The 20,870-nt window shown below is 37.5% G+C and carries 15 protein-coding genes; 7 read left to right on the top strand and 8 right to left on the bottom strand.

Features of this window, described 5'->3' with window-relative positions:
• Nucleotides 1-234: 234 nt before the first annotated feature.
• On the top strand, nucleotides 235-777 hold the full coding sequence (locus tag ACORJQ_RS01270) for an NADPH-dependent FMN reductase (protein ID WP_321325295.1): 543 nt from the start codon (nucleotides 235-237) through the stop codon (nucleotides 775-777).
• Between the two features lie 50 nt (nucleotides 778-827).
• Here the strand turns inward: ACORJQ_RS01270 and ACORJQ_RS01265 are convergent, their stop codons facing one another.
• The 7 genes from ACORJQ_RS01265 to ACORJQ_RS01235 form a co-directional block, all read right to left on the bottom strand.
• Nucleotides 828-2,828 (bottom strand): putative bifunctional diguanylate cyclase/phosphodiesterase, encoded by a 2,001-nt coding sequence (locus tag ACORJQ_RS01265; protein ID WP_321325293.1) that lies wholly within the window; start codon nucleotides 2,826-2,828, stop codon nucleotides 828-830.
• Nucleotides 2,829-3,716, bottom strand: coding sequence for an ABC transporter substrate-binding protein (locus ACORJQ_RS01260; protein ID WP_321325291.1), 888 nt, complete (start codon nucleotides 3,714-3,716; stop codon nucleotides 2,829-2,831).
• Between the two features lie 203 nt (nucleotides 3,717-3,919).
• On the bottom strand, nucleotides 3,920-6,301 hold the full coding sequence (locus ACORJQ_RS01255) for an HD domain-containing phosphohydrolase (RefSeq protein ID WP_321325289.1): 2,382 nt from the start codon (nucleotides 6,299-6,301) through the stop codon (nucleotides 3,920-3,922).
• A gap of 33 nt (nucleotides 6,302-6,334) precedes the next feature.
• Complete coding sequence (locus ACORJQ_RS01250; RefSeq protein ID WP_321325288.1) at nucleotides 6,335-8,527, bottom strand: CHASE2 domain-containing protein; 2,193 nt, start codon at nucleotides 8,525-8,527, stop codon at nucleotides 6,335-6,337.
• A gap of 19 nt (nucleotides 8,528-8,546) precedes the next feature.
• On the bottom strand, nucleotides 8,547-9,824 hold the full coding sequence (locus ACORJQ_RS01245) for a FecR family protein (protein ID WP_321325287.1): 1,278 nt from the start codon (nucleotides 9,822-9,824) through the stop codon (nucleotides 8,547-8,549).
• 81 nt (nucleotides 9,825-9,905) lie between these two features.
• Nucleotides 9,906-11,105 (bottom strand): FecR family protein, encoded by a 1,200-nt coding sequence (locus tag ACORJQ_RS01240; RefSeq protein ID WP_321325284.1) that lies wholly within the window; start codon nucleotides 11,103-11,105, stop codon nucleotides 9,906-9,908.
• Between the two features lie 10 nt (nucleotides 11,106-11,115).
• Nucleotides 11,116-12,456, bottom strand: coding sequence for a tetratricopeptide repeat protein (locus ACORJQ_RS01235; RefSeq protein ID WP_321325282.1), 1,341 nt, complete (start codon nucleotides 12,454-12,456; stop codon nucleotides 11,116-11,118).
• Nucleotides 12,457-12,821: 365 nt separating this feature from the next.
• On the opposite strand from ACORJQ_RS01235, the gene ACORJQ_RS01230 reads away from it, so the two are divergent.
• From ACORJQ_RS01230 to ACORJQ_RS01205, 6 genes are all read left to right on the top strand, one after another.
• Complete coding sequence (locus tag ACORJQ_RS01230; RefSeq protein WP_321325280.1) at nucleotides 12,822-13,802, top strand: AAA family ATPase; 981 nt, start codon at nucleotides 12,822-12,824, stop codon at nucleotides 13,800-13,802.
• A 96-nt stretch (nucleotides 13,803-13,898) separates the two neighbouring features.
• The gene (locus tag ACORJQ_RS01225; protein ID WP_321325278.1) at nucleotides 13,899-14,999 is read left to right on the top strand and encodes a DUF58 domain-containing protein; all 1,101 of its coding nucleotides are present in this window, start codon (nucleotides 13,899-13,901) and stop codon (nucleotides 14,997-14,999) included.
• Nucleotides 14,992-15,621: a hypothetical protein gene (locus ACORJQ_RS01220; protein WP_321325276.1), complete on the top strand. Its 630-nt coding sequence runs from the start codon at nucleotides 14,992-14,994 to the stop codon at nucleotides 15,619-15,621. Before ACORJQ_RS01225 ends, ACORJQ_RS01220 begins: the two co-directional genes overlap by 8 nt.
• Nucleotides 15,621-16,787, top strand: a complete 1,167-nt coding sequence (locus tag ACORJQ_RS01215) for a vWA domain-containing protein (protein ID WP_321325274.1) — start codon at nucleotides 15,621-15,623, stop codon at nucleotides 16,785-16,787. Before ACORJQ_RS01220 ends, ACORJQ_RS01215 begins: the two co-directional genes overlap by 1 nt.
• Entirely contained in the window at nucleotides 16,784-18,832 is a 2,049-nt protein-coding gene (locus ACORJQ_RS01210) for a VWA domain-containing protein (protein ID WP_321325272.1), read from the top strand. The genes ACORJQ_RS01215 and ACORJQ_RS01210 overlap by 4 nt, the downstream gene beginning before the upstream one ends.
• Nucleotides 18,826-20,481, top strand: a complete 1,656-nt coding sequence (locus tag ACORJQ_RS01205) for a hypothetical protein (RefSeq protein ID WP_321325270.1) — start codon at nucleotides 18,826-18,828, stop codon at nucleotides 20,479-20,481. The genes ACORJQ_RS01210 and ACORJQ_RS01205 overlap by 7 nt, the downstream gene beginning before the upstream one ends.
• Nucleotides 20,482-20,573: 92 nt before the next feature.
• Here ACORJQ_RS01205 and ACORJQ_RS01200 read toward each other — a convergent pair whose 3' ends face one another.
• Complete coding sequence (locus ACORJQ_RS01200; protein ID WP_321325269.1) at nucleotides 20,574-20,834, bottom strand: hypothetical protein; 261 nt, start codon at nucleotides 20,832-20,834, stop codon at nucleotides 20,574-20,576.
• Nucleotides 20,835-20,870: the final 36 nt, after the last annotated feature.

The following is a 20,870-nucleotide window of genomic DNA, read 5'->3' as shown; positions in this document are numbered from 1 at the left end:
TGAATCAGCAAGAATGCAAGATGAAATAAGAGCTGTTTTTACCAGGCCTGGTAAATTTTGAAAAACAGTAAAATAAAATGCGCTAAAAACTCAGTTTTTACAGGCCTGGTAGCTGGTGGCGTAGATTGTTCTATTTTAGTCAATAGTGTTTTGTTTTTAAGTGTTGTTTAGTCGCCCTATTAAACAACTTATACTTTAATAAGACATTACGAATAACTGAAAAAGGAGTATGTGATGAAAGTAGTTGCTTTGTCTGGGAGTTTGCGAAACAACTCTATTAATACGGGATTGATTAAAGCGATGCAGAAACTCGCTTTGCCAGATATGGAAATTGAGCTGTTAGATTACAGTGATTTTCCTTTTTATAATCAAGATATCAATGAAAAAGGGTTTCCAGCCAGTGTAGAAGAACTTGGAGCTAAAATTTTAGACGCGGATGCCATTATTATCGCTACACCAGAATATAACTATTCAGTACCAGGTGTACTTAAAAATGCGATTGATTGGTTATCACGTTTACCTAGTGCCCCTTTTGATAGTAAACCACTTGCCATAGTGGGGGCTAGTCCAAGTTTTATGGGTACGGCACGGGCTCAAATTCACTTAAGGCAGATGTTGCAATATTTGAATCCAACCATTATTAATCAGCCTGAAGTTTTGGTAAACAATGCTTTTGAAAAGTTTGATCAACAAGGGGTATTAACTGATGAAGCCACTGAAACAATTTTGACGACGTTATTAGACGTTGTTAAAACGAAAGTGGCTGAAAAGAGGTAAAGAAAATTAAACTAAGTTTAAAAAACTAAAGCGTGTTTAAGTTTTAAGTTTTAAGTTTGAGTTGATAGAGATTTTTGAACCAACTCAATAAATTCGTTTTCTGGCAGAGGTCTGCTGCACAAATAACCTTGGTATGCTTCACATTTAATGCTTTTTAAATAATCTAACTGATCCTCGGTTTCAACGCCTTCAGCAATCACGTCAATTTTTAGGTTATGAGCCATATTGACGATAGTCTCGATAAAAATGGCACCTGACATGGTGTCATAATCCCCTAAAAATGATTTATCAATTTTTAAAATATTAATGGGAAAGGTTTTTAAATAGGCAAGTGAGGAGTAACCCGTTCCAAAATCATCTAGAGACACGGTTGCACCTAAACCTCTTAATTTTTTAAGGGTAGTAAGATGTTTTTCGGTGTTTTCCATTAATACAGATTCAGTGATTTCAATATCTAACCGATTTGGTTCAAAACCAATGGTATGAATAAGAGTTTGCAGTTTTGTAAAAAACTCTTTGTGACTAAACTGCATGGCTGAGACATTGATCGAAACAGGTAAGTCTATGTTGTATCGTTTATTCCACAATAGTTGCTTTTGTAAAGCTTGTTTAAGGACCCAATCACCAATGGGTATGATTAAACCGCTTTGTTCCGCAATAGGAATAAATTCAAATGGAGATACAACCCCTTTGGTTGGATGGTTCCAGCGGATTAAGCACTCTAAGCCAATTATGCTTTTGGTTTCAGTTGAAACTTTAGGTTGGTAGTAAAGTTCAAACTCATTATTTTGAATGGCTTGACGTAACTCAGCCTCTAGCTGAACCTCTGTTTGAATTTTATGGTTTAGCTCTTCGGTAAAATAGTGATGTTGGTTTTTACCCTGTTTTTTTGCCTCGTACATAGCAATATCTGCACTTTTCATCAGTGCCTGACCATCGGTTCCATCTTTAGGGTAAAACGCTACACCAATACTGGCTGAGACATTAATTACTTGGTTACGGACAATTTGATCTTGCGAGATCTGTGAAAGAATCCGTTCAATAATATGATTTAGCTCAATATGGTTGTGGTATTTGCTCACAATAATGACAAATTCATCGCCTCCAACACGGGCAATGATGTCATATGATCTGAGGTCAGCTTGCATAATGTTTGAAAGATTAATGACAATTTCATCTCCTGCATCATGCCCTAGGGTATCGTTTATTTTTTTAAAGTTATCGACATCTAAAAATAAGTAAGCAAAGGGTGTTTGCGAACGTTCTGATTCTTTTATTAGCCAGTCGAGTCGTTCATTTAATTGATAGCGATTTGGTAAAGAACTTAATGAATCGGTTCTTGCTGAACGGTAAAGAGCTCTTGTTTCTTCAGCTAACAGTTGAAAGGTTTGCAGCATTGAACTGCGAATAGATTCTAATTCTCTGATTTTTAAAGGATCTGGCGTTCTATCGTGATAATAGGCAAACTTTTTTAGTTTTTCTAAAGGTTTCACTAAAAAAAGTTGTAATAGCCAATATAAAAACAGAGAGGTAATCAGAGTTGGAATGATAAAAAATATAATATATTGGTTCAAAGCATCCGCAAAATAAGTTTTTATTTCAGGCTGATTAGCAAACAATAAAATACTCAGTTTTATGGCTTTGTTTTGTTGATATACCTCAAATTCAAGTTCGTGAACCGTATTGTTTAAGATGGCTTCACGGGGAGAATTTTCATTTTTAGTGTGTTTGTGTGTTTCGACCGGAAGCTCACGAATACCTCGGTCACTTGTTAGCTGTATCTGTTTGCCTCTAGAGATAACTAGGGCAGAAATTAGATGGTTTTGGGCTACTTTACGATCAAGCAAAGCTCTAAAATTATTAATGTTATCGAGATTGTTTAACTGAGTGGTAATGCTATAGCTGGTTTCATGTAACACTCGATTAAAGTCGGCATTGATGATTTGAGCTTTGGTATTTTGTTCATCCATATAATAAATAACAAAAGACCCATATAACGCCATTACCGTTAAAATAAATAAAACACTCAAAAACCGATTAATCGTCAACATTTAGATTAAATTCCTTGTTTGAAAGTTAATCTCATTCATCTTTTGAATCATATTGTCCGAAAGATCTCCATTAAGCCATTCTATAGTCTCAAGGCCTTGGCTAAAATCATTATAGGTTGGATTTTCTAGATAAGATTTAACCACTTCATAATATTCTTTAGGATTCTCTTTAAGGTTTTTTATTGCCTTGTTAATAATCATTTTAAGAGCAATAAAATCGTTATAACGTTGATTTAGGACATTTTTATCTACAAACAATGCATCTAATACCATAATGCTTGAATTAGCACGTGTTGATTCAAGCACCTTAAAGCCTTTGTTAAGTAACTCATAATTATAAGGAACGTAGGTCACTACAATGGTAGGTTTATTGATGGTTTGTTGTTTAATATGGGTGACGATTTTAAGTTGATTTTTGTTAATAAAATGAAAGCTTTTGTTGGCTAATTGGTGGGTTTTTATGAAGTCCTTAAAAATAACGGAGTTTACTGAATTAGTCTCTAAATAGACATCAATCGATCCCGTTGTATTTTTTAATGTTTCGAGCGAAAGATTGCTCATTACCATGTCGCCGCCATTAGAGCGATCAAACATCATAATTGGCACTAAATCAAAGTGTTGACTATTTAGTTTTTGGTATTCGTACTGGGTGCCAGTTATTCCATCAAATCCACCCATCTTAAAGGTCATCATGCCTTCATTTAAAGAGACTAGGGTAGAGAGTTGAATATTGGATTCTTTTAACCAGCCTTTTTCTTTAGCGTAGAAAAGGGGAGAGTATCCAATCCAGGCGTTAGTAATGAGCTTGATTGGAGGAGCTTGCTGTTGGTTATTACAACCAGAGAGCAATAAAATAAAGATGATTAAAAAGAGTTTAAGTTTGAACACGTTTACCTCTAAACAAAACGGGTTTTGACTAAGCTAATTTTTAACTAAGTAAATATTATGGAAATTATTTTTTATAGAATGTTGCTTTCATAATAAAGCAATTTTTTTCAAAAATGGGTTTTAAAAAGTTTTTGACTATATAAAAAGCCAAAAACTTAATTGTGAATATTTATTTTTGATAATAAGAGGAGGTTTTTTAAGCTTTAGTCATTTAAAACAAATTCAATATCATCTATTTGCTGTTCATTTAGAAACTTGTTGTAGTGCTTGTAAGTTCCACTTTCATAAAAGAATCTAAGAAGCTTCTTATCAATAAGGCCACTATTGGCCATAGAGGTAAGAATTTTAAATATTTCTGATAGAGGATTAGGGCCTTTATAAGGGCGATATTGAGAAGACAGGGCTTCATATAGATCGGCTAAGATTAGGATTCGGTCTTCTAGTACAATTTGAGAGTCTACTAAGCCTCTGGGGTAGCCAGAACCATCAAGTTTTTCGTGGTGATTGGCTGCAATATGTACGACTCGATTATACTTTTTGGGAAAAGGTAGGGTACTTAAAATCTCTAGTGACACTCGTGCATGATCCATGATTTTTTCACGCTCGTCATGGTTTAATGTGCCTGATTGTATTAGTAGATTAATCTGTTCATCTTCATCTAGCATTGGGCGGGCCTGGTCATTAATGATGACGTGTTGTTGAGCGATTTGCTTAATTCTAGCAATATCCTCATCATTAAGAGATGTCATGCCTTTATTGCAGGTTTTTAAGAAGGCAAAATCATCATCTAATTGTTTTACTTTAGCCTCATAGTCAGCTTGGCTAATGGTCTTATTTGAAGATAAAAGCTGACTTTCTAAAAGTTCAATTTTGGCATCTCGCTTAGCAATCTCCATACGCTCTTGAATGAGATTGATACGATCAAAAATCTTTTCAAGTTTTGTGGCCTTTTGCATGATAAATTCTGGCGTGGCAATTTTGCCAACATCATGCAGTAAAGCTGCAATTTTAATTTCATGAAAGTCGTCAGTATCGTAATTCACATCCTTATAAACGGTATTATCTTCAGCAATACCGTGAGCAATAATTTGAGAGAGTTCGGCGACTTGTCGAACATGTCCACCAGTATATGAACATTTTTCGTCAAATGCTTTGGTAATGGTGCCAATTACCGATTCAAATAACCGTTCCAAGTCTTTTATGAGTAAGCTATTTGTTAGGGAAATAGCGGCCTGTGATGCTAACGCTAATGTGTTTTGTTTATCGGCTTCAGTAAAGGCAATATCTTTGCCTGTACCATCAAGTTTGTTAATTAATTGAAGTACGCCAACCAGCTCGTGGCTTGTGTTAAGCAGAGGCAAAACCAGCATTGATTTTGAGTGATAACCTGTAGTGGCATCAAACTTTTTGGTGCCTTCAAAATTAAAATTTTTATTGTCATACACGGATGCAATATGCACGATTTCTTTGTGTACGGCACAGTAAGTCGCTACCATCTGCTCGTTGGCGGAGCCATCTTCTAGCTTTAGCGGTAAATTAGGCCAAGTTATCGGTTTAGCCGTACCACCCATATGTATGTCAAGACTACGGTTTTGTACAACGGTAAAAATGAGTTCGTTTTGATCTTCTGATAATTGGTACAAGGTGCCCGCATCGGCATGAGAGAAACTCATCGCCTCTTGTAAAATAAGCTCTAAAAGTTTATTAACATTTGTTTCTGAAGAAAGAGCTTGTGCGATAGTCAGTAAGGATTGCAGCTGATTAGTGGTGGTTTCTTCAACCGCCTGATAGTGATGAACAAGCTGAATGTTGTTATTTTCAATAATAAGCTCATCTCCAGTTTGCAGCACTCTGATGGTAGCATTGGCCAATTCTAATTGGTTTAATTCGCCAATAATTTGATCTTCAAAAGCGGGTTTTAAATGATAAGGATAAACTGAAATAGGGCGTTGTATTTGTTGCAAAACCTGTTTTAGCATTTTTGGGGTAAGGTGCTTACTCTCTTTTGCTAAGTTTTCTAGATTAGACGGAAAAGAGACATCAATAATCAGGCCTTTTATGCTTTCATCCTGATTAATCAGTTGAGCCGTTTCTGGGTTGATGTAACTATCACCAGTAATTAAGCAGCTTGTATCATGTTTTTTTATTAAATACCCACAAGAGCCTGCAACGTGATTAGCTGGGATTGCGGTAATGCTGATATTTTGAGTATGAACGGTTTCACCTAAAACGATTTCATGAAAAGTGAGTAGAGGAACGCCTAGTATTGGATGAATAATTTCATGAAATTTTGGCCAAACGATTTCGTTAAAAACATGATTTTTAACAATCTCTAAGGTTTCCTTTAGAGCAAAAATTTGTAAGGGTTTTTGGCGTTTATCAAAATGCGTTTCTATTAAAAAAGGCAAATCAAGAATATGATCAAAGTGAGCGTGAGTTAAAAATACTTGTTCAATGGTATGGCTATTTTGTCCTAATGTACGAACAAGGTTACCTGCGTCAATAACCGTTTTATCATTGAGCTGAAATGAGATGCAAGATCTGTTTTTATCTAATGATCCCGAGGCACCCAATACTTTAATCATTCATTCATTCCCGTCAAATATAGGTTTTATCTCCTAAGATTTGGTGTTATGGATAAACACGCCATTAAAATCTTTAGGTGGATGTTCAATATAGTGTTTACAGCGTTTAATGTAAATAGCATAAGTTTTATGATTACTGCTAGTGCTATCATTTTGTAAATCCATAAATGCTTGATAAGCCTCTTTAAACAGGGCTCGTTGATATAATTCTATGGCTTGGTGATATTTTTTGAGCTCTTGATGCAGATTAGTATCGGCTTTACCTTGATTATGTACTTGCCAGATTTCTATAGGCTGTTCTTTGCCTTTTAGAGTGACTTTATCTAAAAATCGAAAGGTATATTCTTCAGTAAGAGCTTGTTTGGTTTGCCCAGAAATAGTTAACTCAGAGCCATAATATTTACATAAAGATTCAAGTCTAGAGCCAATATTAACGGTGTCACCAATTGCCGTGTAGTCGCTTCTGCCTGTGGTACCCATTTCACCAACAACCGCCTCACCTGTATTTAATCCAATACCAATGGTTATAGGCTCAATGTGCTGTTTTTTGCAATAGTCTGTGATTGGTTTAAATAAAGGGTCTTGTTTGATTTTTTGATTGAGTGCTTGTAAGGCATTAAGTTGTTGCAAACTCGCTTTAAGAGCAATGTCGGCATGATTTTTTAGTTGGTTGGGAGCATTCCAATAAGCCATAATGGCATCGCCAATATACTTATCAATCGTACCTTGGTTTTTGATAATGATATCGCTCATCCCAGAAGTGTAAGTGTTTAAAAACTGTATTAACGCTTGTGGATTAGGCATGATTTCTGAAAGGTGGGTGAAGCCTCTAATGTCAGAAAAGAAAATTGTTATTTCTCGGGTCTGCCCTTGCATGATTTTGGTACTTTCATTTTTTAGGATTTCGCTCATAACCGATGAACTCACCTTGCTGGCCAGTTTGGTTTTAATAAGGTTTTTTTGGCGAGTTTCAAAAAAGTAATTAAATAATGTTGAGAGTACTAAAGCAAAAATGAGTGCCAAAAAAGGGTTAAGAATATTGAGGATTAATCCTTCAGTAAATAGCATTGTGCTGAGGTAAAAATACAGCGCAATAAAGCCGGTAATAAAAAACACAATAAGATAAAAAGCACTTAGGTAAGTAAACAGCAAAAAACTCACTAAAAAAATGGCCACGGCAATGATTAAATCTAAGCCATCAATCCAATTTGGTTTAGAGATGATATCGCCCTTCAGAATATTATCGATCACCGTAGCGTGGGCTTCTACACCAGGATAAGCATTATCAAAAGGGGTGGCTCTTAAATCTAGTATTCCGCTTGCAGATGTACCAATAATTATCCACTTGCCGTTTACCAGGCTTTTATTGTAATTGCCGTTAATAATGTCAGCCGCACTAATGTATGTAAAGGTATGACCAGGCCCCCTAAAATTTAAAAAAAGTTGACCATGACGATTGGTTGGAATCTTAGTTTGGCCAATTTTTACAAAATCTACCCCTGTTTCGGAAGTTTTGACTTCAATCGTTTGACTTTGATTAGCAATTCTAAGCATCTCTAAAGCAATGGATGGATAGATTTGATTTTGATACTTCATCACCAAAGGTACGCTTCTTACCATGCCTGATGGATCTGGTAAATTGTTAAAAAAACCACTACTGTAAGCACTGTTTTGAAGAATTGAAATGTTGGGTAATACCCCTTCTGGTTTAGGTAAAAAGGAGTGTGAAGCGCTGTTTTTTTCTATGATTATCGCTGGTAATGGTGGCATGCTGATTTGCGGGGTAGGTTCATTCATTAAAAAAACGTAACCGAGAATAGTAGGCGTTTCTTCTAAAGCTTTTGCAAGAACTTGGTCGTTATTTTGCGGGTTATTTAAGCCCAATTGATATTTATGGTTTAAGTAAGAGGGTGAGGTTTTGTCTTGTTCTGAAAAAACCATATCAAGTCCAATGATGCCAGCACCATCTTGGCTAAGCTGGTTTAATAATTTGGCAACAAGATTACGTTCCCAGGGCCATTGGCCAAAAGCTTTAAGGCTTTTTTCATCTATATCTACAATGACAACATTATTAGTTGTGGCTATAGGACCGCGAATTTGAAAAAAGATATCTCTGAGTGAGTTATCTAAAGTTTGTAATTGTGGGGGCGAAAATACCGAAACTATAGCCATAAAAAAAGCACCTACTACACTCAGTAAAAGGGCAGATAGGTGCTTTTTATTCACTCTATTTTCCAGCTTCTTATTAAGGTTGTATGCCGTCAGGACGGGTATTAATGGCGTTATAACTACCTAGAGAGTTTTCTGTTTCACCAGTCACTTGGTTTTGTCCTGATAGGTTAAGTGTGCCAGCTATTTCTTCACCATTTGGACCATAAAAAGTGCCATCTAAATTACCGGTTATGCCTGTTACATCAGAAGCTGGGTTTTCAGTAAACGTATTAATACTAAAGCCTTCTTTTGTTACACCGCCTTCAAATTGAGAATCCCAACGAGTTTCACTCGCTCCACCTTTATCAACGGTATAATCAAAATTACCTTGAACTGAAGTGTCACCCCGGCTGAAGTCAAGATCAAAATTAATGGTTCCTTGAGTCATTTGGTTATTTTGATTAACAGCAAATACGTTTCCGTGATAATTGGCTTTTGCACTGGTTCCAATATAACTTTCAATTAATGATGTAGAGGTTTGTGGTGTGCCGTCTGCCCAAACATCATCAACTGTAAGACTATCTTCGTTTAGCCAGTAACCATATTCGGAGTAATCTCCTGAGCCAGTAATTTTTTTAGTACTAGCTATAGCCTCATCGGTGTTTGTGTTTTCTATTTTAGTCGTTTCATCTGTCAGGCTAGAGATAATATTATCTATAAATAATTCATCGCTATCGGTTAAAGAATCTGTTTCAGAAGAGGTTTCGTTTGACTCATTTGATGTGTCATTTTTTGTCCCAAGGTAAGAGGTATCGCTTAAAGGTTCAATGACGGTTTTTCTGTCTTTATGATCGAATATCAACTGTTTGTTTTTAGGTACTTCAAATACTTTGCCTGTTGCTAATGGCACTAAATAGGTTTGGCCTTTTAAGGTAGAAAGTCGAGTTTTTGATTTATTAGTAAGGACAGTAAAAACTGTACCGCGAATACCTATGGTGGCTGTTTTAGTCTTTATCTTAAATTTATTAGGAACAAGCTTGCCTATTTTGCCGGAGACAACTTTAATAAATCCATTAGAAAGATCAAATTTAGCTTGAGAGTGAGAAGCATCGCTAAAATTATAAGCAGATACCGCAAAAATGGTATTAGATCCTAAAGTGATGGTTGTTTTATCGTTAAAGATGATTTGTACATAGCTTTTATTAGCCGTATGAATAATATCTTTTTCTGTAATTTTCAGGCCTGTTTTAACAGCGATGTTTTGGTTAAACCGTTCAATAAAGGCTTTACCTTTAAGTGCAGTCACAGTGCCTATATCTGCAAAGGTATTCAAACTGAATAACAATGCACTTAAAAATAAAAATAGTTTCATAAATAAAATACCTAGCTCATTCCACTCATTTAAATTGGCTGCTGCACTAATGATTATTTTGCTTAGCTTAATGTTGGACGTTTAAGGTGTCACGCTACCTAATGCATTATAAGAACCAATAGAAGTTCGAGTAACACCTGTATCTTGACCAGTTAGCTCAAATGTACCAGCCAATTCTTCGGCATTTGGACCATAAAATTTGCCAGATAATGACCCGGTTATAGAGCTTATATCTGATGAAACCGCGGTAAAATTTTGTACATCAATTCCAGTAGGGCTTACATTGCCATTAAAAGTACTTTGCCAGTGGTTGCCTGCAACAGTATAGTCAATAATTCCTGTAGTGGCATTGCTGCTGGCACCAAAATTAACATTCAATTGTATGGTGCCAGTACCTTGTTGGTTATTATCAAAGGCGACAACTCCACCGGAATAATTTGCTGTAGAGCCATTGGTAATATAATTGTTTATTTGGCTGGTAGAGGTTTCGCTTTCTCCTGCAATGGCATCTGCCCAGACATCACTAACTACATTGGTCGATGTATTTTCCCAGTAGCCATACTCAGAATAGGTAGCTGAGCTCACAGTCACTTTGTCATAGCTTTTTTTAGACATAGTACTATTTTGTAAGCTATTTTGATTTACTTCATCTGCCTCTGTTAAACGTTGGTCAGGCAGGCTAATGTCTTGGTTGGTGTCTACTATATTAAAAGCGAAATCGTTATTAATCGCTCTGATTTCAACATTACCTGTTTTATGGTTAAAAATCAAAGTATGGTTTTTAGGTACTTCATAAATTTTTTGAGTGGCATTATCTTGATAATAGGTTGCCCCTTTTAGTGTCGTCAACTGCGTAAAGCGGTCATTGACCTCAAGAGTAAAAGTAGTGCCTCTTACACCAATGGTTGCATTGGCCGTTTTAACTTTAAAATGCGTTGGGTTGAGCTTACCAATTTGACCTGTAACTGACTTCATGAAGCCTTTAGTCAGCGAAAACTCAACTTGAGTTTTCTCCGTTTGATTAAATGAAAAATTAGATACCCTAAAAATCGTATTTTTACCCAAAGTGATAACAGTATTATCGTTAAAAATCATTTGCATCTGCGTTTCATCGCGAGTAATAACGGTATCTTCTTGTTTGATTGGTAAGCCAATATAGGCATTAATTTCTTGGTAGCTACGTTCAATCGTTGCAGATCCGTTTAGGGCTGTCACTTTGCCAACAGAGGCAAATGCCTCGGTGGTAACTAAAAAAGCAATAATAAATACAATCTTTTTCATGGTGATCTCCCTAAAAACGATTAATAAGATTTACTAAAAATACGTTTTTATTGTATGAGTAAGCCTTTTGGTTGGAGCTATTGTCTATGTGTTCGGCTCTTAGCTGAATGGCTAAATCTTTATTGAGATTTTTTGAAATATTGATTGCCGCTCTAATCGTAGAGTCTTGGCGCTTATTTAAGAAAAATAGGTTGTTATCTAAATAATTTTTTTGGTTGTATTGAATTTCTGCTCCCGCCTGTAAGGTTGCGGAATACTTATAACTAAGCCCTGTTTTAGCATAGATTGCATCATTTGAGACATCTAAAGAGCTTGATTTGTCTTGTCGTTCTTGTGCTAAAACGGCTGAATTTAACCATGTAGTAGCGGCATTAAGCTTTTTGTAGTAATCAATTCCAACTTCATTGTAACGGGCATCACGAGCTTGATCAGTTGATCTTAAGTAGTTTTTGAACATCAGTTTTAGATGAGCAGAGATTAAACTGGTTGAGTCTATTGAATGTGATATTTTTGGTTCAAAACCAAATGTTTCCAAATAAGCATCACCGCCATATTGCATGGTATCGTACAGCAAAGCTGTTTCTACGGTGTCTTGGTCATATTTAAAGATAAGCGAAGGTTTGTAACGTAAATAAAAAATATTATATTCACTCTCACCCGGTATAGATTTGTTATAGACCATTACGCTGTTTTTGATGCCAAAGCCATAGGTTGATGTTGCATCGTAATAATGATTTAAAATCCCTACTTGATGGGTGTATAGACTTTCTACAGGGTCGGTAACATTAGTAAATTCTTGGCCAAATATAGGTACAAACCAAGATGATGCTTCAGGTGAAACGTTGATATTATCATCATGCCCAACGCCCAAAATCACAGCACCACTAAGCTTTGATTTACTGGATTTTTTGGCGATTTGATCTAAATATTTATCAATATTAGTACGAACCGCGTCTGGAATATTGTCATTTCGTGCATCATTAAAATAGTGCTGAGATAGAACAAGATCGCCTTGTTCATAATAGAGCTTACCAAGCTCTAATTTAGCCCGAGTGTGATTAGGCTGTAAAATTAAGATACGTTCATAAGCGGTAATCGCTTGTTGATTTTTATGTAATTTAGCCGCGGTTTGAGCCAAATAAAAACTGTAATCAATAGAAGAATAATCTTGCTCAACTAACTTTGAAAACACTGCATAAGCTTGCTCATAGTCTTGATTATCATACATTTTTACCGCTTCAGTAAAATCAGTTGTCGTCGCCTGTGCCGCACCAGATAAGCCAACTAAGGTTAAGCTTAAAAAAAATAGAATACGAGCTTTACGCTTTGAAATCACATAGATAGAGGACATGGTTTTATCAAGTTCTTTTTATTTTGCTTTTAAAGAAAAACAGTTAAAGTTAAAGTGTGGGGTTTAAATTTTTTGTGATGTATTTTTTGAATACTTTAATTTTATGAGTCTTTTGTGAAATAGCAAGGAATAAGAGGAAAAACTGAGCTTATATTTGTGGCTACATTTGAATTTATACTCAGAAGAACATGACTGTAAATACATTTACGTATATAGATTATTTAAATGAATTGTTTTGAAACTTTAATAATAGATGCTCACTGTTGGTGGGCTAGGTTTAATACAATAAGCGGCCATCTCTCTTAAAATACACATGTTATGATTTACCCGCATACTCGCACGACTAACCAGGTTTAGGACGCAAAATGAGCACTAAAATAGAATTTAAAACACTTAAAGAGCATTTACAACGGGTAATCGTTGGTCAAGAAGCTCTGCTAGATAAAATGCTAATTGCCTTATTAACAGGCGGACATGTTTTATTAGAAGGCCCACCAGGCCTGGCAAAAACTACGGCGGTTAAAACGCTTGCAACGGGTGTTCATGCCAGTTTTCAACGTATTCAATTTACCCCAGATTTAATGCCTGGCGACGTTATGGGCTCTGATGTTTTAGATGTAAATACTGGAGCGTTAAGTTTTGTTAAAGGGCCAATCTTTAATGAGATTATTTTGGCGGATGAAATCAACCGAGCACCGCCAAAAGTTCAGTCTGCTCTATTAGAAGCAATGGCTGAAAAACAGGTCACGGCAGGTGGGCAAACCCGTGCCTTGCCAGAGATGTTTTTGGTTATGGCAACACAAAACCCGTTAGAACAAAGTGGTACTTATCCTTTGCCAGAGGCACAGTTAGACCGCTTTATGCTGCATGTAGTGCTCGATTATCCTAATGAAAATGAAGAGTTAGAAATCTTACGCCGTGATAGAGCTCATCATTTTGGTGAAGACAAAGAAAAACTTAATGCCTTTTTAACCCCGGATAATGTTTTGCATGCTCGTCATGAAGTGGCTGAACAATTTGTGTCTGACGAGGTTGAAAAATACATGGTTGCTCTGATTGCCGCTACTCGTAAATTGGGTGAGTTAGATACGGCTTTGCAAGGGGTTTTAGAGGTAGGTGCATCGCCACGTGCTTCTATTGCTCTGTTACATGCCGCCAGTGCTTATGCATGGCTACAAGGGCGTGATTTTGTGACTCCAGATGATGTGATTGCTTTGTTGCCTGATGTTTTGCGTCATAGGTTGATTCTTAGTTTTAGTGGTCGAGCTCAAAAGTGGACGGCCGATTCTATTATTAAAAAACTCATTGAACTCGTGCCTGTACCTATGATTCAAAACACGCTGTAAAGTTTGAGGTTTGAATGGAATGATTAAGGATAAAAGCAGATTGCATTGGTTGGTTGACTGTTTGGTTGATGGGTTTCTTGTTACAGGATTAACTCAGTGCCGTTTTTAAAACTGATTTTGGGTTTGTTTAACACGTTTTGGCGAAGCTTTAGCCAACGTTTAACGCTGCCCAGTTCACAGTTAGCCAATTTGCCAATCTTATCAATGAATGAAATTACCGCTTTTGCAGAAGAGTTGGCACAAACCAATGGCAAACTTGCGGCGAATAATAAGCAGAGTGAAGCTTTAAGGCAGGGTGAGCAAACCTCACAGTTTATGGGTGCAGGGCTAGAGTATGAAGAGAGTCGTTTGTATCAACCAGGTGATGAGATTAGGCGAATTAACTGGCGATTAATGGCGAGAACAGGCAAGGCTTACACCAAACTGTTTCAAGAAGAGCGTCAAGAAAACTGGTTTATTTTGGTCGATCACCGAGCCAGCATGCGTTTTGGTACTCGCAAGAGAATTAAGGCGGCACAAGCGGCAAGAGTAGCAGGTTTTTATGCTTGGCTAGCTCAGCAAATGTCTATCCCGGTTGCGGCAGGGCGATTGGCAGAAGGGCTGGAACAATCGCCGATTTTTGAAGGTAAATCTATTTATTCACAGGTTATGCAATTAGTGTGTAAGCCTTGCCCACCAGTAAATCAGCAACAGATGAAAACATCACCAACTGAACCCAGTCTAAATGATGTACTCATTAAATTGACCGCACAATTATCACCTGGTTCAAGACTGATTTTAATCAGTGATTTTGATGATGTAGATCAGCAAACTACCGAGGTGCTTACGGCGTTGCAAGCTAGAGTGTCTATTGAAGCGATTTGGATTAAAGACATTGCAGAAACGCAGTTGCCTGATATCGAAGGTTTGCAATTACAGTCTATGCATAATCAGCAGGTTTATGATATTGCTGATGAATCTCAAAGAGCAAATTACCAGGCCTGGTCAATGCAATATCAATCGCAAATTCAACTCAATTTAAACCAAGCAGGAGTAGGAGTTTACTCTGTTTATACCGATGAATCTACCCTAGAGATGATGCACTCATTACACGCTGAAAATAAAAATAAACTGAGTGTGCGAGGTCATCAACAAAACTCTTTAAGTGAGGTTATTGGTCATGAGATCTCTCAAGCAGAGAGTGTGAAGCATGGTTGAGCAAGTGGAACAGGTCGATAAGGTGCAAACATTGGTTAGCCAAACCGCAGATAACAGCATGACATTGTTAGATATAGAGTTGCCCTTGTCGCCTGATTTTGATTGGTTAGGTTTATTAACAACCAGTTTATATTGGTTATTTATTGTAATGATTTTAGCAGGCCTGGTAAGTCTGTATTTAATGTTGAAAACACGTCATCAACCGTTTGTTAAACAAAGTGTGTTGCTGCATTTTATATTGCTACGTAAGCAATTAAAAAACCTGCGACAGTCAATGAATTTAACCTCAAATGAACAGTCGGTTTCTAAAACGACAATAACGGATTTTTATGCACTGGTGCAAAGGCTGGACTATATTTCTGGGATTTTGCAATCTCATTCAGCAACCGAAACCTTGTCATTAACGCCGTTAAAGGATTTAAAAGAACTAGCTGATTTAATGGCGTTTGCCAAACAAACTGTTTCACGTGAAAACGTTACTATGGCAATAGAAGCCGCCCATAAACAAATCAATACTCAGCTTACCAGCAAGCAGTTAGCAAGTTATTACGGGCAAATTTACGGGCAAAAAATAAAGCAAATCAGCTCTGCAAAACCAACCTATAAACGAGGTCGTAAATAATGGACGTTTGGTTGGCAAAAATCTTTATGGATTTACTCAATTTTACAGGCCTGGTAACCCATACAGAGCAGAGTAGTTTGGTGTTTGAATCTCCGCTTTGGTTATGGCTCATTATTGTTTGGCCGTTGCTGTGGTGGTTAAGCAGTCTGTTTAATGCTAAAAATGATTTAAGTGAGATTCAAGCTCGTCGTCAACTGCGAGTTAAACATGCTCTGATTCATAAAATGCAGAATGCTCACCCGGTTCTACCATTGCGATTATTTTCATTTAAAACCCTGGTTTTTAATGCTTTGCGAGGCCTGTTAATCAGTTTACTTGCAATTGCACTTGCTCAGCCTGTTTTAAAATCCCCCACGCCATCAGAGCCAAACACTAAAACGGTGAGAGATATTGTGTTTGTTATTGAAAGCTCGGCCTCTTTTTTATTGCCTGATTATCAAATCAACGGTAAGCAAGAAACCCGTATGAATGTAGTTAAACAGGTTTTAGATAAGTTTATTGGCGGCCTGGAAGGTAATCGTTTTAGTTTAGAAATTTATGCCGATAATGCCTACACTTTAATGCCATTAACGTCAGACCAAACCTTGGCTCGGCTATCGCTGAAACGTCTCAAACCTTATTTGGCAGGGCGTACCGATACCGCTATGGGTCAAGCTTTAGGTTTAGCTCTAAAACAGACTGATCAAACCGCCATTACTAAAGCCAATAAAGAGACTTTAAGACGAGTCGTGGTGTTAATCAGTGACGGTCTTAGCCAACCCAGTAAAATTGAGCTGACCGAGGCCGTAAACTACGCTCAGCTACTAAAAGTTCCTATTTATACGATTGGTGTTGGGGCAAGTAATCAACAGGCCGATAAACGTATTTACACCGGATTGCTCTATCAGCCGTTAGAAAAAGAGTCGTTACAAATGATTGCTCAGCAAACGGGCGGTAAATATTACCAAGTTGGCAGTGGCGATGAAATTTCTAAGGTGTTAGACAAAATTAACCAGGCTGAAGGTGTACCTTATGAGCCGCCGCCAAGCCCTCCTACCAAACAAGATTTATCTTTTTATCCGTTAATTTTAGCGGTTTTGGTCTTTGCATTTTATTGGCTACTGGCTCTTTTATGGCAAGGTTCAAAACGCACAAACGTTTTAGCCAATAAGGAGGCAATCAAATGATTGACGCCTTATTAAATGGTGAATTACTGTGGCGAGATTCAGCTTGGTTGTGGGGGCTTGGCTTGCCTATTGTATTGTGGATTATTCAACGTCTACTCCGAAACCGCCAAAAACAAAGTTATGCCGATGCCGCACTTTGGCCGTGGGTCAGTACTGCAGACAATGTCATGTCACAATCAACACCTTCTGGATCTGTTAATAGATTTACCAGGCCTGGTAAATTAATCACGGCCAATCGTTTATTAATTTTGGCTTGGATCTGTTTAGTGATTGCGGTGGCAGGCCCGCGTAGTTTAGATTCTCAGTTTGAAAACCACACCCGTAATGGCGTGGATGTGATGATTGATTTTGATTTATCTCAATCAATGACGGCTCAAGATGTGAAGCCAAATCGGTTTTTATTTGCTAAATCCATTGCTCAAAGTTTAGTAGATGGGTTAGAAAATAATGACCGTATCGCCTTAAGTGTGTTTGCTGGGCAACCGCATTCTGTATTGCCATTAACCTACGATAAACAGGTGTTTAACCACTCTTTAAATTTAATCGAACCAGGTCTATTACCCACTAAAGGCAGTTGGCTGGAACTCGGATTAATTGGGGCTTTAAACACCCTAACGCAAACTGGTCGTAAAGCTAAAGTATTGATTATTTTTACTAACGGAGCACCTCCATTTTGGAAGCCCGTAGAGCTACCGAAAATTGTGCAATCATTAAAAGTGACTCAATCACAAGCGATGAGTCAAACAGGGGTAAAAGTGATTTTTGTAGGCGTGGGTAAAACGCGTCCAGTGCCTATTCCAGATAAGAGCGACTCGTCGGGTTATTTGCATGTTAATGGTTTGTTAGTACAAAGCCGATTAGAAGAGAGTCAGTTACTTTCATTTGCACAAAAGACCGAAGGGCTTTATTTACAGGCCAGCTCTGACCAAGAGTTTATGAACAAACTACAAAAAGCGATTACCGATACCGCATCAAGCTATCAAGACAAAACCGTTAAACAAGTTTGGGTAAGTTATGCACAGCCTTTTATGGTAATAGGTCTCGTGAGTTTACTATTGGCTTTTTATCTATGGCAAATTGCTTTTGGTGTAGCAGGTTTTAATAAAAAGGATGAAAAAAATAAAAAGAGTAAGTCGCCAGCTAAACCCCGTTTTAATCAGCCTTTAATTTTTATGCTGACGTTACCTATGTTGGCTTTGGCTGTCACAGGCTTGTGGACAAAACCTGCGCTGGCAAACCCAACAATGTCAAACTCAACTACTACAAAACTGCACCAAGCGTACGCTGCATTTGAAGAAGGTTCTTTTGAACTGGCTCAATCTTTATATGATGAAACATCCAATTATCAAGGTTGGTTTGGAGCTGGGGCATCGGCCTACAAAGCCGATGATTTAGACAGTGCGGTGCTGTACTTTAGACAAGCGGCTTGGCAAGCTCCTAATGATAAAGAAAGAGCTAAGGCTTTATATAATTTGGGTAACAGTTACTATTCAGCAAATCTACTGCCGCAGGCTATTGAGTCTTATCAACAGGCTTTGTTGTATCAATCACCTTATGCGAAGGCAGAACATAATTTAGCCATCGCTCAGCAACGTCATGATTTAGAGAAACAGGCTAAAAAATCAAAATCAGAAAAACAAAAGAAAGGTAAAGGTTCTCAAGGAGACAGTGCTGATGGGGCTTTTTATGGGGGGCAAAAGCCGCCAAGTTCAAAATCGAAAGAGCCAGGTTCTGGTTCAGATGGCGATTCGCCAAAAGGTGGCCGCAGCGGTAAACTTTTTAAAATACCCGAACCGGATACTCTTACCGACTATAAGCTAAATCCAAGTATTGCTAAGTTGCGACTTAATACTGTAACCAGTTCATCTAACAATGCGGTATTGCAGGCACAAGTTAACCAACAGCGTGCAGAGAAGTTTGAGCATAAATTACAAAGTTTGCAAGACGACCAAAAACAACTTTTAAAACGTTTGTTTGAAAGAGAAGAGGGTTTCCATGCGGCTCAAAAAGAGTCTCATGCTATTCCAGGGATTCAGCCATGGTAAACGGTATTAAATTTGCTAAATCGATGATTGTTCTTGGCATTGGACTGCTTAGTTTAGTGTTTATGGTTAATCTAGTTTATGCCAATGAGCAAATGACCAGGCCTGGTAAAACGCAATCAACGGTTTTAGCATCGGTAGAACCGTTAAAGTCTACGACTACAAATACAATAAATAGCCTAAATTACACAAACAATAACGATGTAACGGTAAAAATTCGCCCTTTAAACTTAATGTTAGGCCAGCCGTTAACGATTGTCATTGAAGGTGAACACTTAGGAAAGTCTTCTGCTTTTTTAGATTGGTCACACCTTAAAGCCGCGTTTAAAATTGATGATGTTGAGCAACATGCCAACTCGTTAAGAATAACCGCCTACCCATTAAAAGCTCTGCCATTTACTTTGCAAGAACAAAACGCGGGTTTGATTCATATTCCAAAAACGTTGATTAATGTAGCTAATAATCCACAGGTTAGCATTGAATGGCACAAACCGAATGCGGTTTTATATAGCTCTCAGCAAGGAGTGTGGCAAGCACAAGTTAAGGTTGCTAATCCGGCTTTTTTGGTGGAGATGAAGCCGTCCATTGATCTGCGAAATAAAGATGTGATTGTCCAAAAAATAGCTAAGCCAGAACAATCTACCACGTATATGATTAGTTATGAAATGCCAACGGTTCTTAGTGGCAAATCGTTGGAGCTCAAGTCTCCCGTGATTGAGGTAAAAAATACCACCAACCGTCGCTGGAAGTTTTTTGATAGCCCGCAGCAAATAGAAATAAAACCATTGCCGATATTTTTACCGATGTCAGTTGCCGTTGGTCAGTTAAATTGGCAGATAACGCCATTAGATACGTTTTACCAAAAAGGGAATTTGTATTATTGGAATTGGCAAATAACGGGTGAAGGCGTGAGTGCCGATTATCTAAAATCAACCGCATATCAATTAATTAACCAACTTGAACATAATGAGCAATTTTCTTGGTTAGCTGAATCCATGCAACTCTCGCAATCGAGTAATCAAAAAGGGCAGGTCACTCAGCTTAATATTCAAGTGCCATTTAGAGTTAAAGAATCAGGTTTGGTGAGTTTTCCACAACTGGTGTTACGCAGCTTTAATCCACTAACGGGCAAGGTGTCACAGCAAAAAATTGCCAGTAGCACAGCATTGGCTTTACCAAGATGGATAATTTGGGGAGTTAAATGGTTGGCGTTGATAATGGCCATAGCCACAGGGTATTTGATTTTATTGGTGGCTAAGCAGTTCTGGCTTAATCTTAAATTACGTAAAACCTTGTCTTTAGCAGGAAATGGCCAAGAAATTTTACAAGCCATTTTAGATTGGCAAGCCCAACATGTTTTGGGGGCGAATGAGGCTCAGCCAAACTCAAAAGTAAGCTCATTATTGCAACTTAAAGCGTGGTATCAATATCATTATGAGCAAGCAGACAGTTTGGCGATGTTATTAGATGATTTAAATAAATTACTCTATTCAAAGCAAAAGATGGAATCACAAAAAAGTGAAGATTTTGAGGTTATGAAACAAAATGCCAAGGCCTGGTCTGGGTCTTTAAGTATGAGAAAAGCCATATCAATCGCCCTAAAACATGCGTTACAAATCATAAAAAACCGCTTTAAAGCAATTAAAGCTTAAAAAAGCAGGTTTATCTATAATAAATAAACCATAGATTACAGGGCAAATTAAATTTACCAGGCCTGGTATTTTTTAAAAAGACCTATTTCGACCTATTTTGAGCGATAAGTTTCGTCAAAAGGCTTAATGATTCGCTGGTATTTCTTCCAAGCTAAACTTAAAGCATAAACCACAGAGCCAACTAAAATCGCTGTGCCTAAGTAAGCCACACCAATCGAGAAGGTGTTTTCTCTAAGCAGTAATGGAATAAATAGAATTACGCCTAAAATAAAGCCCAGGAAGATGGTTTTTAACGCAACCTTGATAATGCCCTGAGTAAGTAGCTGTTTGTGTTCTGGTGAGCCTAATTCCATGTGATTCTCTTAGTTAATGTTAGTGAATGATTATGT

The organism is Thiomicrorhabdus sp. (assembly GCF_963662555.1).
Classification (GTDB): Bacteria; Pseudomonadota; Gammaproteobacteria; order Thiomicrospirales; family Thiomicrospiraceae; genus Thiomicrorhabdus.
This window is presented reverse-complemented; position numbering and strand designations above follow the sequence as displayed.